Genomic DNA, 14,043 nt, shown 5'->3' with positions numbered 1-14,043 from the left:
AGAAGGCGGGCGGCCGCGATCCAGGACGCCGGCGCCGCCAAGGACGAACTCTCCCTCGCGCTGGACGAAGTGGGCGTACGCCTGCCGTCGTTGGGGCTGGCACCGTCTCGCTCGCGAGCGACTACCTGCCACCGCTGGTTGACCTCGGACGCTGCAACCCGGGCACGGCCCGGCAGTTGGCGGAGGCGCTGCGGGAAGGCGGTCGTGCCGGTGAACTGAACGCGCGGGTGCGTGAGGTGAACCGGCGTAGTACGAACCGGCCGTGAGCAGGGGTGAAGGGCCCGCCGCTTCCCCCGGGGGAGGCGGCGGGCCTCGTCGTACCGGAGGTCAGGCGCGGGTCCACCACACCGTCGTGTCCGCCGGGACCTTCGCCTCGCCGGCCGCCTCGGTGATCTCGCCGCTGGTCAGCAGGGCACGGCCGTACGCGGGCATCGTCACCGATTCGCCGGTGGTGTTGGCGACGCACACGAAGTCCCCGCGCCGGAAGGCGACGACGCCCTCGGGGGCGCGCAGCCACTCGACCGTGTCGCCCGCGCCGAGGTCGGCGGTGGAGCGGCGGACGGCCAGGGCCTCGCGGTACAGCTCCAGGGTCGAGCCGGGCTCGCCGGTCTGCGCCTCGACGCTCAGCTCGCCCCAGCCCGCCGGCTGCGGCAGCCAGCTACCGCCGTCGCCGAAGCCGTACGAGGAGCCCTCGCGGGTCCACGGGATCGGCACCCGGCAGCCGTCGCGGAAGCCGTCCTGGCCCGCGCCGCGGAAGTACGCCGGGTCCTGGCGCACCTCGTCGGGCAGGTCGACGACGTCCGGGAGGCCCAGCTCCTCGCCCTGGTAGACGTAGGCCGAGCCGGGCAGGGCCAGCATCAGCAGGGTCGCGGCGCGGGCCCTCCTGAGCCCCAGCTCGCGGTCGCCGGCCAGGCGGATCTGGGTGCCGAGGCCCGCCGGGTTGGCGAAGCGGGTGGCGTGCCGGGTGACGTCGTGGTTGGAGAGGACCCAGGTGGCGGGGGCGCCGACGGGACGCATGGCGTCGAGCGTGCGGTCGATGACCGTGCGCAGCTCGTCCGCGTCCCAGTGGGTGCCCAGGTACTGGAAGTTGAACGCCTGGTGCAGTTCGTCGGGGCGGACGTAGTTGGCGGTGCGCTCGACGGTCGGGGTCCACGCTTCGGCGACGAAGATGCGCTCGCCCGAGTACTCGTCCAGGATCAGTCGCCACTGGCGGTAGATGGCGTGCACGCCGTCCTGGTCGAAGAACGGCATGACATCGTTGCCCAGCAGCTTCAACTGCTCGTGGGATCCCAGGTCGGGCAGCCCCTCGGCCTTCACCATGCCGTGGGCGACGTCGATGCGGAAGCCGTCCACGCCCATGTCCAGCCAGAACCGCAGGATGGAACGGAACTCGTCGCCGACGGCCGGGTGCTCCCAGTTGAAGTCGGGCTGCTCGGGGGCGAAGAGGTGGAGGTACCACTCGCCGGGGGTGCCGTCGGGTTCCGTCACCCGGGTCCAGGCGGGGCCGCCGAAGATGGACTCCCAGTCGTTGGGCGGCAGTTCGCCGTTCTTCCCCTTGCCGGGGCGGAAGTGGTAGCGGTCCCGGGAGGGGGAGCCGGGGCCCTCGGCCAGCGCGCGCTTGAACCACTCGTACTGGTCGGAGGAGTGGTTGGGCACCAGGTCGACGATAATGCGCAGGCCCAGCGCGTGGGCGTCGCGGATCAGCGCGTCGGCGTCCAGGAGGGTGCCGAACATGGGGTCGACGGCCCGGTAGTCGGCGACGTCGTAGCCGGCGTCGGCCTGCGGGGAGGCGTAGAAGGGGCTGAGCCACACGGCGTCCACGCCCAGGTCGCGCAGGTACGGCAGGCGGGTGCGGACACCCTCCAGGTCGCCCATGCCGTCGCCGTTGCTGTCGGCGAAGCTGCGCGGGTAGACCTGGTAGATGACCGCGTCCCGCCACCAGTCGTGGCGCTTGGGGACGGTGGCGACGGCGGAGGTGGGGGCCGGTGCGGCGGAAGGCTGCTGGCTCATGTCGTCCTTGGTACGTAGCGAAACGAAGCGAAACGAAGCAAACGGAGCGGAACGGAGTGGAGGCGGCGTCGGTGGCGGAAGGGGCGGCCGGCCGCGGTGCAGCGGGGTCGGATGGGCACCGCGGCCGGACGTTTCCGGGTGGGGCGGTCAGCCCTTGGTGCCGCCCGCGGTGAGGCCGGTCACCAGGTTCTTCTGCACCAGGTAGAAGAACGCGGAGACGGGTATCGCGACGAGCACGGCGGTGGCCGCCATCAGGTTGCGCTGGGCGTCGTGCTCGCTGACGAAGCTCTGCAGTCCGACGGCGAAGGTGTACTTCGTGTCGCTCAGCATGAACGTCGAGGCGAAGGCGACCTCGCCGAACGCGGTGATGAAGCTGTAGAAGCCGGCGACCGCGAGGCCCGGCCGGGCCAGCGGCAGGATCAGCCGGAAGAAGGTGCCGAACGGGGTCAGCCCGTCCACCCGCCCGGCCTCGTCGATCTCGAACGGGATGGTGTCGAAGTAGCCCTTGAGCAGCCAGGCGCAGTACGGCACCGCGGTCGAGCAGTAGACGAGGATCAGACCGAAGTAGTTGTCGATGAGCTGGAGCTTCGACAGGATCTGGTACATCGGCACGATCAGGACCGCGATGGGGAACATCTGGGTGACCAGCAGGACCCACATGAGCTTCCGGTAGCCCGGGAAGCGCATCCGCGAGACCGCGTAGCCGGTCGTCGCGGCGACCAGCACACCGATGACGGTGGTGCCCAGCGAGACGATCAGCGAGCTCTTCAGCCAGTCGAAGAAGTTGGTGTCCTGGAGCACGAACGCGTAGTTGTCGAAGGTCATCTTCGACCAGATGCGTCCGGGGTGCAGGTAGTCGTTCTTGTCCGGGCCGAGGGACAGGTAGACCAGCCAGGCGACCGGGAAGAGCGCGACGAGGCTCGCGAGGGTCAGCACGCCGTGGGAGGCGAGGGACGCGGCGCGGCTGCGTTCGCCGCGGCCGCGGACCTTGCGCGGCGGCGCGGTGGACGCGGTGACCTGCTCGGCGGGGGCCTTGGTGGGCGCGGTGCTTGTACTCATGGCGGCTCCTGCCTCAGTTCGCGAGCTGCTGCTCATTGCGGTTCAGCCAGCGGCGGTAGAAGGAGGTGAAGACGATCAGGATGGCCAGCAGCAGGATGCCGTAGGCGGCGGACTGCGCGAAGTCGCGCGGCTGCTGTCCGAAGCCGAGCTGGTACGCCCAGGTGACGAGGATCTGCGCGTCGGGGGCGGTGTTGCCGAACAGCAGGAAGATCACGGCGAACTGGTTGAAGGTCCAGATGATGCCGAGCAGGACGACCGTGGAGCTGACCGAGCGCAGGCCGGGCAGGGTGACGTAGCGGAAGCGCTGCCAGGCGTTGGCACCGTCCATCTCGGAGGCCTCGTAGAGGCTGTTGTCGATGGACTGCAGGCCGCCCAGGAGCGAGACCATCATGAACGGCACACCGCACCAGGTGTTGACCATGATCGCGGAGAAGCGCTGCCAGAAGGTGTCCTCCAGCCACGCCGGCGTCGGCAGGTGCAGCCAGTCCAGGGCGGAGTTGATGATGCCCTGGTCGGCGAGCATGAAGCGCCAGCCGAAGACGGTGACGAAGGTGGGCACGGCCCAGGGCAGGACCAGGATCAGCCGGTAGAAGGTCCGGCCGCGCAGCTTCTGGTTGAGCAGCAGGGCGAGCCCGAGGCCGATGAAGAAGTGCAGGCCGACGCAGACGGCCGTCCACACGATGGTCCAGATGAAGTGCGACCAGAAGCGGTCGTAGGCCGTCGGGCCCCACAGGATGTCGGCGTAGTTGTCCAGGCCGACGAACTTGTAGGTGGCCTCGATCTCGTTGACGCCGATGGTGCGGCCCGTGTTGAGGCTGTTGGCGTCGGTGAGGGTGAGGTAGAGGCCGTAGCCCAGCGGGTACAGCACGAGGACGCCGATCACGACGGCCACCGGCGCGATCATGGCGTAGGCGTACCAGTGCTTCTGGTAGCCGTCTTTCAGACGCCGGCCGAGGCCGGGCCGCGGGGTGCGGTCACCGCGGCGCTTGCCGGTCGCGCGGTCGATGGCGACTGTCATGGTTCGACACCTTCGGAAGCGATCATCGGGAGCGATCATCGGGAGAATCGGAGGATCAGGGGTGCGGCGCACGGTCGGTGACCGCCGGGCCCCTCCCCCGGTGCGGGGGCCCGGCGGTCGGTGCTGCTACTTGCTGAAGTCCGGCACCAGCTTGGCGATCGCGGTCTCGGCGTCGCCCAGCCCCTCGTCCAGGGACTTCTTGCCGCCGGCGATCTGGGGCAGCTCGTCGTCCAGCGGCGTCCACAGGGAGCTGTACTCGGGCAGCGCCGGGCGCGGCTGGGCGGCGGGCAGGACCGTCTGGAAGCCGGCGATGCCCGGGTCGGCCTTGACCTGGGCGGTGTAGGCGTCGTCGCGGGTCGGCAGCGTGGAGTTCTTCAGGGCCACGGTCTCCTGGGACTTCGCCGAGGTCATGAACTTCACGAACTTCAGCGCCGCCTCCTGGTGGGCCTTGTCCGAACCGGCGTAGACCGAGAGGTTGTGGCCGCCGGTCGGGGCGCCCGCCTTGCCGGTGGAACCGGCCGGGACGGTGGCGATGCCGAGGTTGTTCTTGTCCTTGAACGCCGAGCCCTTGTAGAAGTTGGTGATCTCCCACGGGCCCTGGATGATCGAGGCGACCTTGCCGCTGACGAACGCCTCCTGGATGTGGGCGTAGGCGTCCGCGGTGGTGTCGGCCTTGTGCAGGCCCTTGCCGTCGAAGAGGCTCAGCCAGGTGCCGTAGCCCTTCTTCGCCGCGGCGGAGTTGACGGTGACCTTCTTGGCGTCGGCGTCGACCGTGTCGGTGCCCTCGCCGTACAGGAACGGCTGCGCGTAGTAGCCGGCCGTGGAGGCCCAGTAGCCGTCGACGCCGGTCTTGTCCTTGATGGTGGCGGCGGCCTTCTTCAGGTCGTCCCAGGTCTTGGGGGCCTCGACGCCGGCCTTCTCGAAGAGCGCCTTATTGTAGACGAAGGCGAGGGTGTCGGTGACCAGCGGGACGCCGTAGGTCTTGCCCTCGTACTTGGCCTGCTCGATCAGGTTGGGCTGGAACTTGTCCTGCTCGGCGAGGGCCTCGGTGCCGTCCAGCGGCAGGAAGAAGCCCTTCTTGGCGAAGGCGGGCGTCCAGCCGACCTCGGAGCGCAGCACGTCCGGGGCGCCCTTGGACCCTGCGGCGGTGTCGAACTTGTTCTGCGCCTGGTCGAAGGGCACGTTGACGAAGTTGACCTTGACGCCCTTGTTGGCGGCCTCGAACTCCTTGACCAGGGCCTTGTAGGTCGGCGCCTCGTTGGTCGCGTTGGAGGTGTCCCAGTAAGTGATGGTGACCGGTCCGCCCGACTCGCTGTCGCTGTCGCCGTCTCCGCCGCACGCCGTCGCCGCCAGGGCGAGGGACGCCACCAGCGCGGTGGCCGCTATGCCACGCCGCATGAGTTCTCCTTGAGGGTGAAAGCCCGTGTGGTGCAGGGTGCGGGCCCGTCCGCCGCTCCTGCCGACCGCCGACCGCTTCGTTGCTGCCGTCGGGCGACGTGAACGTAACAGCGTTGAAAGCCCGGCGAAAGGTCTTGCTGCAAAAATGTGCAAGAGATCTCCGAAGTTATCCGGGCGTGACCTCTCGGCGACCGTCATGAGACGCTTGTTTACGGGGCCCGAGCGGTATCGGGCGGGTTGTGCAAGACTCTGCAAGCTCTTGCCGCCACTTTCTTGAGGGAGCGCGATGACGCAGCAGCCCGCGCCGGGCCGTCCGACGGGCCGTCCAACAGGCCGCCCACGGCGCCCGATCGGTGTGCAAGGCAGCGGCCGACAGGTACAGTCCACCCCTGTGACCACACGGCTTGCCGACATCGCCGCCCAGGCGGGGGTGAGCGAAGCGACCGTCAGCCGCGTCCTCAACGGGAAGCCGGGCGTCGCCGCCACCACCCGCCAGTCCGTGCTCGCCGCCCTCGACGTGCTGGGCTACGAGCGCCCCGTGCGGCTGCGGCAGCGCAGCGAGGGCCTGGTGGGCCTGATCACCCCGGAGCTGGAGAACCCGATATTCCCGGCCCTGGCCCAGGTCATCGGGCAGGCGCTGACCCGCCAGGGCTACACGCCCGTCCTCGCCACCCAGACGCCGGGCGGCTCCACGGAGGACGAGCTGACCGAGATGCTGGTCGACCGCGGGGTGGCCGGCATCATCTACGTCTCGGGGCTGCACGCCGACACCACCGCCGACATGCAGCGCTACGAACGGCTGCGCGCGCAGGGCGTGCCCTTCGTCCTCGTCGACGGCTTCTCGTCGCAGGTGCAGGCGCCGTTCATCTCCCCCGACGACCGGGCCGCGATGAGCCTCGCGGTCACCCACCTCGTCTCGCTCGGCCACACCCGGATCGGACTGGCCCTCGGGCCCAAGCGGTTCGTGCCGGTGCAGCGCAAGATCGAGGGCTTCGTACGCACCGTCCAGGACCAGTTGGGGCTGAGCGCCGAGACGGTGGAGAAGGAGCTGGTCCAGCACTCGCTGTACACCCTGGAGGGCGGCCAGGCGGCGGCCTCCGCGCTGATCGGGCGGGACTGCACGGCGGTGGTCTGCGCCAGCGACATGATGGCGCTGGGCGCGATACGCGCGGCCCGGCAGCTGGGCCTGGACGTGCCCAAGGACGTCTCGGTCGTCGGTTTCGACGACTCGCCGCTGATCGCCTTCACCGACCCGCCGCTCACCACGGTCCGCAAGCCGGTCCCGGCGATGGGTCAGGCGGCGGTGCGCACGCTCCTGGAGGAGATCGGCGGGACGCCCGCGCCGCACAGCGAGTTCGTGTTCATGCCGGAGCTGGTGGTGCGCGGTTCGACGGCGTCGGCGCCGGGCGAGCGCGGCCGCCCCTGACCCCCGTGGGGGTGCCGGCTCCGGGGCGGATGCGGGTCGGTTCCACCTGAGGGATGATCGGTGGAAGAAGGCTTTTCTGGCAGACTTCATGCCTATGGGTGACGCGACCGTGAGGACTCGGGAACGCCTGCAGGACGGCGTTCCGCACCCCGTCGCCGGGACGACGGGGAAGCGCCTCCTGTCCCGGCTGCGAGCCCCGCGCCGACCGCGCCTGTGGTTCGAGATCCTGCTGATCGCGCTCAGCTACTGGACGTACTCCCTCGTCCGCAACGCGGTGCCGGAACAGCGGACCGCGGCCCTGCGCAACGCCGACTGGATCTGGCACGTCGAGCAGCAACTGGGCATCGCCGTCGAGGAGTCCGTCAACCACGCGGTCAACTCGGTGACTTGGCTGGTCGTGGGCATGAACTACTACTACGCCACCCTGCACTTCGTGGTGACTCTGAGTGTCCTGGTGTGGCTCTTCCGCAGCCATCCCGGCCGCTACGCGGCGACCCGGCTGGTGCTCTTCGCGACCACGGGGGTCGCCCTCGTCGGCTACTACCTGTACCCGCTCGCCCCGCCCCGGCTGATGAACGGCGGGCACTTCGTCGACACGGTGATGGTCCACCAGACCTGGGGGTCGATGGCGTCGGGGGACCTGAAGAACATGTCCAACCAGTACGCCGCGATGCCGTCGATGCACATCGGGTGGTCGGTGTGGTGCGGGCTGACGATCTTCGCGCTGGCTTCGGTGCCGTGGGTGCGGGTGCTGGGGCTGGTGTATCCGGCGCTCACGCTGGTGGTGATCGTGGCGACGGCGAACCACTTCTGGCTGGATGCGGTAGGGGGTGTGCTGTGTCTGGCGTTCGGGTACGGGGTCGCTGCCGCTTGGTACGGGCGGCTGCCTTACGCGTTGCCTCGTCTGGTGCCGGTCGCTGCGCGGCGGGGGAGGGTGTGGTTGCCGGGGCGGGCCTGAGGGGTGCCCGGGGCGAACGTGGCCGGGGGTGGGTGCGCAGCCCGGCGTGGCGGGGTGCCGCTGCGCCCACCCGTGCCGCCCCAGCGGCACGACTGCCCGCAGCGGCGGCGAGGGGCTGTAGCCGCTACGCGTAGAACAGGTCCTCCACCACCGTGCGGGCCCTTCGGGCCGTGCGGCGGTATTCGTCGAGCATGTCGCCCGCGTGGCCCGAGCCGTGGCCCAGGTAGCGGCCCACGGCCGCCAGCTCGCGCGGGTCGGTGGGGAAGGTGTCGCCGGCCCGGCCGCGGACCAGCATCACCGCGTTGCGGACCCGTGTCGCCAGCACCCACGCCTCGTCGAGCGTGGCGGTGTGCTCCTCCGAGACCAGCCCGGCGTCCCGGGCGGCGGCCAGCGCCGTGCGCGTCCCGGTGGTGCGCAGCCCGGCGATCTCGTGGCCGTGCCGCAGCTGGAGCAGCTGCACGGTCCACTCCACGTCGGAGAGACCGCCCGGCCCCAGTTTGGCGTGCAGCTTGGGATCGGCCCCGCGCGGCAGCCGCTCGGACTCCATGCGGGCCTTGAGCCGCCGGATCTCCCGTACGGCGTCCTCCCCGAGCCCGCCCGCCGGGTAGCGCAGGGGGTCGATCAGCTCGATGAAGCGCCGCCCCAGCTCCTCGTCCCCGGCGACGAACTCGGCCCGCAGCAGGGCGTGCGACTCCCACCCCAGTGACCAGCGCCGGTAGTAGGCCTCGTAGGACTTCAGGGTCCGCACCAGCGGCCCGGACCTGCCCTCGGGCCGCAGGTCGGCGTCGATCAGCAGCGGCGGGTCGGCGCTCGGCACCTGGAGCAGGCGGCGCATCTCGGAGACGACCTTGTTGGCGGCGTCGCCCGCCTCCCGCTCGGCCACGCCGTCGCGGGGCTCGTGCACGAACAGCACGTCCGCGTCCGAGCCGTAGCCCAGCTCGTGTCCGCCGAAGCGGCCCATGCCGATGATCGCGAACCGGGTCGGCAGGACGTCGCCCCACTTGTCCCGCACGACCGCCCGCAGCGTGCCCGCGAGCGTCGCCGCCGTCAGGTCGGACACCGCGCCGCCGACCAGGTCCACCAGGGCGCCCTGGTCGGCCTCGACGGGCTGCGCCTCGGTGCCGTAGGAGCCGACGATGTCCGCGGCGGCTGTGCGGAACAGCTCCCGGCGCCGTACGCCGCGCACCGCGGTGACGGCCTGTACGGCGTCGTCGGCGCGGCGGACCGCGGCGAGGGTCTCCTGCTCCAGCTGGGCCCGGCCGCGCGGCCGCAGTCCCCCGGCGACGCCGTCGCCGAGCAGCGCGACGGCCTCCGGGGCCCGCATCAGCAGGTCGGGGGCGAGCCGTCCGGCGGAGAGCACCCGGGCGAGGTTCTCGGCGGCGGCGCCCTCGTCGCGCAGCAGTCTGAGGTACCAGGGGGTGGTGCCGAGCGCGTCGGAGACCTTGCGGAAGTTGAGCAGCCCGGTGTCCGGGTCGGCCGAGTCGGCGAACCAGCCGAGCAGCACGGGCAGCAGGGTGCGCTGGATGGCCGCCTTGCGGGTGACGCCGGACGCGAGCGCCTCCAGGTGCCGCAGGGCGGCGGCCGGGTCGGCGTAGCCGAGGGCGACCAGGCGCTCCCGGGCCGCCTCGGGGCTGAGCCGGGCCTCGCCGGGGGCGAGCTGGGCGACGGCGTCGAGCAGCGGCCGGTAGAACAGCTTCTCGTGCAGCCGGCGGACGACGGAGGCGTGCCGCTTCCACGCGCGCAGCAGCCCGGTCACCGGGTCGGTGCGCAGGCCCAGCGAGCGGCCGAGGCGGCGCAGGTCGGCCTCGTCCTCGGGGACGAGGTGGGTGCGGCGCAGCCGGTGCAGCTGGATGCGGTGCTCCATGGAGCGCAGGAAGCGGTACGCCTCGTCGAGCTGGGCGGCGTCGGTCCGGCCGACGTAGCCGCCCGCGGCGAGGGCCGCCAGGGCGTCCAGCGTCGTGCCGCTGTGCAGGGAGGTGTCGGCCCGTCCGTGCACCAGCTGGAGGAGCTGCACGGCGAACTCGACGTCCCTGAGGCCGCCGGGCCCGAGCTTGAGCTGCCGGTCGACCTCGGTGAGGGGGATGTTCTCCACCACCCGGCGGCGCATCTTCTGCACGTCCGGGACGAAGTTCTCGCGGTCGGCGGCCTGCCACACCAGGGGCTGGAGGGCGGCGACGTACTCGGCGCCGAGGCCGGGGTCGCCGGCCACCGGGCGGGCCTTGAGCAGCGCCTGGAACTCCCAGGTCTTGGCCCAGCGCTGGTAATAGGCGACGTGGCTGCTGAGGGTGCGCACCAGGGGGCCGTTGCGGCCCTCGGGGCGGAGGTTGGCGTCGACGGGCCAGATGGAGCCCTCGACGGTGGTCTCGGAGCAGATCCGCATCATGTGCGCGGCGAGCGAGGTCGCGGCCCGGATCGCCCTGGCCTCGTCGGCGTCGGGGCCCGCGTCCGCCGCCTCACCCACGAAGATGACGTCGACGTCGGAGACGTAGTTCAGCTCGTGTCCGCCGCACTTGCCCATCGCGATCACCGCGAGCCTGCACCGCGCGGCGTCCTCGGGCGCGGCGGCCTCGGCGAGGGCCAGGGCGGCGCGCAGGGTGGCGGTGGCGAGGTCGGCCAGCTCGGCGGCGGTCTCGGCGACGTCGATGGTGCCGCACACGTCGCGGGCGGCGATGGACAGCAGGCAGCGCCGGTAGGCGACGCGCAGGGACACCGGGTCGGTGGCCTCGGCGAGCCCCCGCTCGAACTCCTCGACGCCGCGGTGCAGGTCGCGCGGCTCGTACGTGACGAGGGCCTGCCAGTCCCCGGCGTGCCGGGCGAGGTGGTCGGCGAGCGCCTCGGAGGCGCCGAGCACACCGAGGAGACGGTCGCGCAGCGGCTTGGCCGCTATCAGGGTGTCCAGCAGCTCCTGGCGGGCGGTGGCGTCGGGCTGCGCCTCCAGGAGCCGTACCAGTCCGTGCAGGGCGAGGTCCGGGTCGGCGGTGGCGCCCAGCGCCTCCAGCAGGACGGGATCGGCGCGCAGCTCGGCCAGCTCGGCGCCGTCCAGCAGCCGTTCGGCGGCCGAGGGATCGGTGAAACCGTGCCGCAGCAGTCGCGTGAAGGTACTGCTCCTGCGCCCCGGCGCCGTCATCTCGGCCTCCTGTCGGACTGCGGGGCACACGGGCCCGGGTGGGATGGGATCAAGGTCGTACGGGCTGAGCGTAGCCGGGGAACGGCGTGCGGGCGCCGGGACGTACCGCTCCCGCTCTCCGGTGGACCGCCCCGGACTCGTACGATATCTTGTACAAGCCGAGGAAGGGAGGCACTGGTATGTCCATCACCGCCAGCGAAGCCCGTCAGAATCTGTTCCCGCTGATAGAGCAGGTCAACGAGGACCACGCCCCGGTGCACATCACCTCCCGCAAGGGGAACGCCGTGCTCATGTCCGAGGAGGACTTCACGGCGTGGACGGAGACGGTGCATCTCCTGCGTTCGCCGAGGAACGCCCGCCGGCTGCTCGACTCCATCGCGGAGGCCGAGGCGGGCGACGCACGGCGGCGCGAGCTGATCGACCCGGACGCGGAGCGGGCGTGAGGATCACTTTCACGTCCCACGGCTGGGAGGACTACGTCCACTGGGCCGAGAGCGACCGGAAGGTGACCAAGCGGATCAACAGACTGATCGCCGACATCGCCCGTGACCCGTTCAAGGGCGTCGGCAAGCCGGAGCCGCTCAAGGGCGACCTGTCCGGCTACTGGTCACGGCGCATCGACGACACGCACCGTCTTGTGTACAAGCCCACCGATGACCAGCTGGTCATCGTCCAGGCGCGCTACCACTACTGACACCCGCCCGTACGGACCCGACACCCGCGACCGGCGAAAGCCGAAGCCGAAGCCGAAGGAGTCACGCCATGGACTTCACGCTCGAAGTCATCCCGCTCCCCGTCACCGACATCGACCGCGCCCGGGACTTCTACCGCGACAAGGTCGGTTTCCACGTCGACATCGACCAGGAGGTCATGCCGGGCATGCGGATCGTGCAGCTGACGCCCCCGGGCTCCGGCTGTTCGGTCGCCCTCGGCGACGCCATCTGGGACATGGCGCAGGGGCAGACCCGGCCGGAACCGGGCTCGTACCAGGGCCTCCAGCTCTGCGTCGCCGACATCAAGGCGGCCCACGCGGAGCTGACCGCCCGTGGTCTGGAGGTCTCGGAGCCGGTGCAGTACGCCCCGGACGACGGCGCCACCTTCATGTACTTCAAGGACCCCGACGGCAACGGCTGGGCGATCCAGGAGTACCGGCGCCGGGTGGCGGAGCCCCTGCACAAGGTGCTGGCCGACCTCCAGCACAAGGGCTAGCCGGTACGCGGGTCCCGTCGCGCCTCAGCCGCGCTCCCGCCAGCGGTTGGTGACCGGCAGGCGGCGGTCCTTGCCGAAGCCCTTGGGCGAGATCTTGGTGCCCGGCGGGTACTGCCGCCGCTTGTACTCGGCGGTGTCCACCATGCGCAGCGTCCGCGTCACCAGCTCCCGGTCGTACCCTGCGGCCACGATCTCGTCCGCGCCCCGGTCCCGGTCGACGTACAGGGCGAGGATCGCGTCCAGCACCGGGTAGTCCGGCAGCGAGTCGGTGTCGACCTGGCCGGGGCGCAGCTCCGCGCTCGGCGGCTTGGTGATCGAGTTCTCCGGGATCGGCGGGGTCCGGCCGCGGTCCCGGGCCGCGCGGTTGCGCCACTCGGCGAGCCGGAAGACCGACGTCTTGTACACGTCCTTGATGGGTCCGTACGCGCCCACCGAGTCGCCGTACAGCGTCGAGTAGCCGACCGCCAGCTCCGACTTGTTGCCGGGGGCCAGCACGAGGTGGCCCTCCTGGTTGGAGAGCGCCATCAGCAGCGTGCCGCGCAGCCTGGACTGGAGGTTCTCCTCCGCCAGGCCGGTCAGCTCCAGCGCGCCCGTGTACGCGTCGAACATCGGCTCGATGGACTCGGTGCGGTAGTGGAGGCCGGTGCGCCGGGCCAGCTCGGCCGCGTCGTCCCTGGAGTGCCCGGAGGAGTACTTGGACGGCATCGAGACGCCGTACACGTGTTCCGCGCCGAGCGCGTCGCAGGCGATCGACGCGACCAGCGCGGAGTCGATGCCGCCGGAGAGCCCGATCAGCACCGAGCGGAAGCCGTTCTTCGTGACGTACGCGCGCAGGCCGGTGACGAGCGCCGAGTAGACCTCCTCGTCGTCGTCCAGCGGCTCGGCGTGCCCGCCGGACCGCCACGGCTCACCCGCGGGCACCGTGTCCGCCGCCTCCTCCGCTTCGGAGAGCACCACGCGGTCGATGCGCAGGCCGTCGTCCACGACGCCCGTGGGCGGCTCCGCCTCGGCGGCCGGCAGGTCGAGGTCCAGCACCATGCAGCCCTCGGTGAACCGCGGCGCCCGGGCCAGGACGGTCCCGTCCCGGTCTACGACGATCGAGTCGCCGTCGAAGACCAGCTCGTCCTGCCCGCCGGTCATGGCGAGGTAGGCGGTGGTGCACCCGGCCTCCCGCGCTCGCCCCCGCACCAGCTCCAGCCGGGTGTCGTCCTTGTCCCGCTCGTACGGGGAGGCGTTGACGGAGAGCAGCAGCCCGGCCCGCGCCGAGCGGGCGGCGGGCACCCGGCCGCCGTCCTGCCACAGGTCCTCGCAGATGGCCAGCGCCACGTCCACGCCGCGCACCCGCACCACGGGCAGGGTGTCGCCGGGCACGAAGTAGCGGAACTCGTCGAAGACGCCGTAGTTCGGCAGGTGGTGCTTGGCGAAGCTCAGCGCCACCTCGCCGCCGTACAGCACGGCCGCCGCGTTCTGCGGGGCGCCGGCGGGCTGGCCGTACCTCGGCTGCGCGGTCGCGGAGCGGTCGAGGTGGCCGACGACCACCGGGACCCCGCCGAGGCCCTCGTCCGCCAGCCGTGCCGCGAGGGAGCGCAGGGCGGCGCGGGACGCCTCGACGAAGGAGGACCTGAGGGCCAGGTCCTCCACCGGGTACCCGGTCAGCGTCATCTCCGGGAACGCCACCAGGTGCGCTCCCTGCCCGGCCGCGTGCCGGGTCCGGCGCAGGACCGACTCGGCGTTGGCGTCGATGTCGCCGACGGTGGAGTCGATCTGGTTCAGGGCGAGTCGTAGTCGAGGCACGGACCCCACTGTAATCGTCAGAACGACGCAATGGGGCGACGGAT

General features: G+C 71.4%; 11 protein-coding genes. 5 read left to right on the top strand and 6 right to left on the bottom strand.

The features are described from left to right. Positions 1 to 327: 327 nt before the first annotated feature. The 4 genes from ACFV9J_RS33385 to ACFV9J_RS33370 form a co-directional block, all read right to left on the bottom strand. On the bottom strand, positions 328 to 2,010 hold the full coding sequence (locus tag ACFV9J_RS33385; protein ID WP_385360601.1) for a glycoside hydrolase family 13 protein: 1,683 nt from the start codon (positions 2,008 to 2,010) through the stop codon (positions 328 to 330). A 147-nt stretch (positions 2,011 to 2,157) separates the two neighbouring features. Continuing rightward, entirely contained in the window at positions 2,158 to 3,069 is a 912-nt protein-coding gene (locus ACFV9J_RS33380) for a sugar ABC transporter permease (RefSeq protein WP_385360599.1), read from the bottom strand. Between the two features lie 13 nt (positions 3,070 to 3,082). Next, the gene (locus ACFV9J_RS33375) at positions 3,083 to 4,087 is read right to left on the bottom strand and encodes a carbohydrate ABC transporter permease (RefSeq protein WP_385360597.1); all 1,005 of its coding nucleotides are present in this window, start codon (positions 4,085 to 4,087) and stop codon (positions 3,083 to 3,085) included. Positions 4,088 to 4,213: 126 nt separating this feature from the next. Next, on the bottom strand, positions 4,214 to 5,485 hold the full coding sequence (locus ACFV9J_RS33370) for an extracellular solute-binding protein (RefSeq protein WP_385360594.1): 1,272 nt from the start codon (positions 5,483 to 5,485) through the stop codon (positions 4,214 to 4,216). Positions 5,486 to 5,876: 391 nt separating this feature from the next. Here ACFV9J_RS33370 and ACFV9J_RS33365 point away from each other — a divergent pair, with 391 nt between their 5' ends. Together ACFV9J_RS33365 and ACFV9J_RS33360 are read left to right on the top strand one after the other, a co-directional pair. Beyond that, positions 5,877 to 6,911: a LacI family DNA-binding transcriptional regulator gene (locus ACFV9J_RS33365; RefSeq protein ID WP_003976582.1), complete on the top strand. Its 1,035-nt coding sequence runs from the start codon at positions 5,877 to 5,879 to the stop codon at positions 6,909 to 6,911. 94 nt (positions 6,912 to 7,005) lie between these two features. Beyond that, the gene (locus ACFV9J_RS33360) at positions 7,006 to 7,869 is read left to right on the top strand and encodes a phosphatase PAP2 family protein (RefSeq protein WP_385360591.1); all 864 of its coding nucleotides are present in this window, start codon (positions 7,006 to 7,008) and stop codon (positions 7,867 to 7,869) included. A 124-nt stretch (positions 7,870 to 7,993) separates the two neighbouring features. Here ACFV9J_RS33360 and ACFV9J_RS33355 read toward each other — a convergent pair whose 3' ends face one another. After that, positions 7,994 to 10,996 (bottom strand): bifunctional [glutamine synthetase] adenylyltransferase/[glutamine synthetase]-adenylyl-L-tyrosine phosphorylase, encoded by a 3,003-nt coding sequence (locus ACFV9J_RS33355; RefSeq protein WP_385360589.1) that lies wholly within the window; start codon positions 10,994 to 10,996, stop codon positions 7,994 to 7,996. Between the two features lie 179 nt (positions 10,997 to 11,175). Here ACFV9J_RS33355 and ACFV9J_RS33350 point away from each other — a divergent pair, with 179 nt between their 5' ends. The 3 genes from ACFV9J_RS33350 to ACFV9J_RS33340 all read left to right on the top strand — a co-directional run bounded on the left by ACFV9J_RS33350 (position 11,176) and on the right by ACFV9J_RS33340 (position 12,205). Then, on the top strand, positions 11,176 to 11,439 hold the full coding sequence (locus tag ACFV9J_RS33350; protein WP_361007257.1) for a type II toxin-antitoxin system prevent-host-death family antitoxin: 264 nt from the start codon (positions 11,176 to 11,178) through the stop codon (positions 11,437 to 11,439). After that, positions 11,436 to 11,690 (top strand): Txe/YoeB family addiction module toxin, encoded by a 255-nt coding sequence (locus ACFV9J_RS33345; RefSeq protein WP_003976577.1) that lies wholly within the window; start codon positions 11,436 to 11,438, stop codon positions 11,688 to 11,690. Before ACFV9J_RS33350 ends, ACFV9J_RS33345 begins: the two co-directional genes overlap by 4 nt. Before the next feature lie 68 nt (positions 11,691 to 11,758). Next, complete coding sequence (locus tag ACFV9J_RS33340) at positions 11,759 to 12,205, top strand: VOC family protein (protein WP_385360586.1); 447 nt, start codon at positions 11,759 to 11,761, stop codon at positions 12,203 to 12,205. A 24-nt stretch (positions 12,206 to 12,229) separates the two neighbouring features. Here ACFV9J_RS33340 and ACFV9J_RS33335 read toward each other — a convergent pair whose 3' ends face one another. Further along, positions 12,230 to 13,999 (bottom strand): NAD+ synthase, encoded by a 1,770-nt coding sequence (locus ACFV9J_RS33335; RefSeq protein ID WP_385360583.1) that lies wholly within the window; start codon positions 13,997 to 13,999, stop codon positions 12,230 to 12,232. Positions 14,000 to 14,043: the final 44 nt, after the last annotated feature.

The sequence above is a fragment of the Streptomyces sp. NPDC059906 genome, from assembly GCF_042730645.1.
Lineage (GTDB): Bacteria > Actinomycetota > Actinomycetes > Streptomycetales > Streptomycetaceae > Streptomyces > Streptomyces rubrogriseus.
The sequence above is the reverse complement of the archived record's forward strand: the minus strand, read 5'-3'. Positions and strand labels throughout refer to the sequence as shown.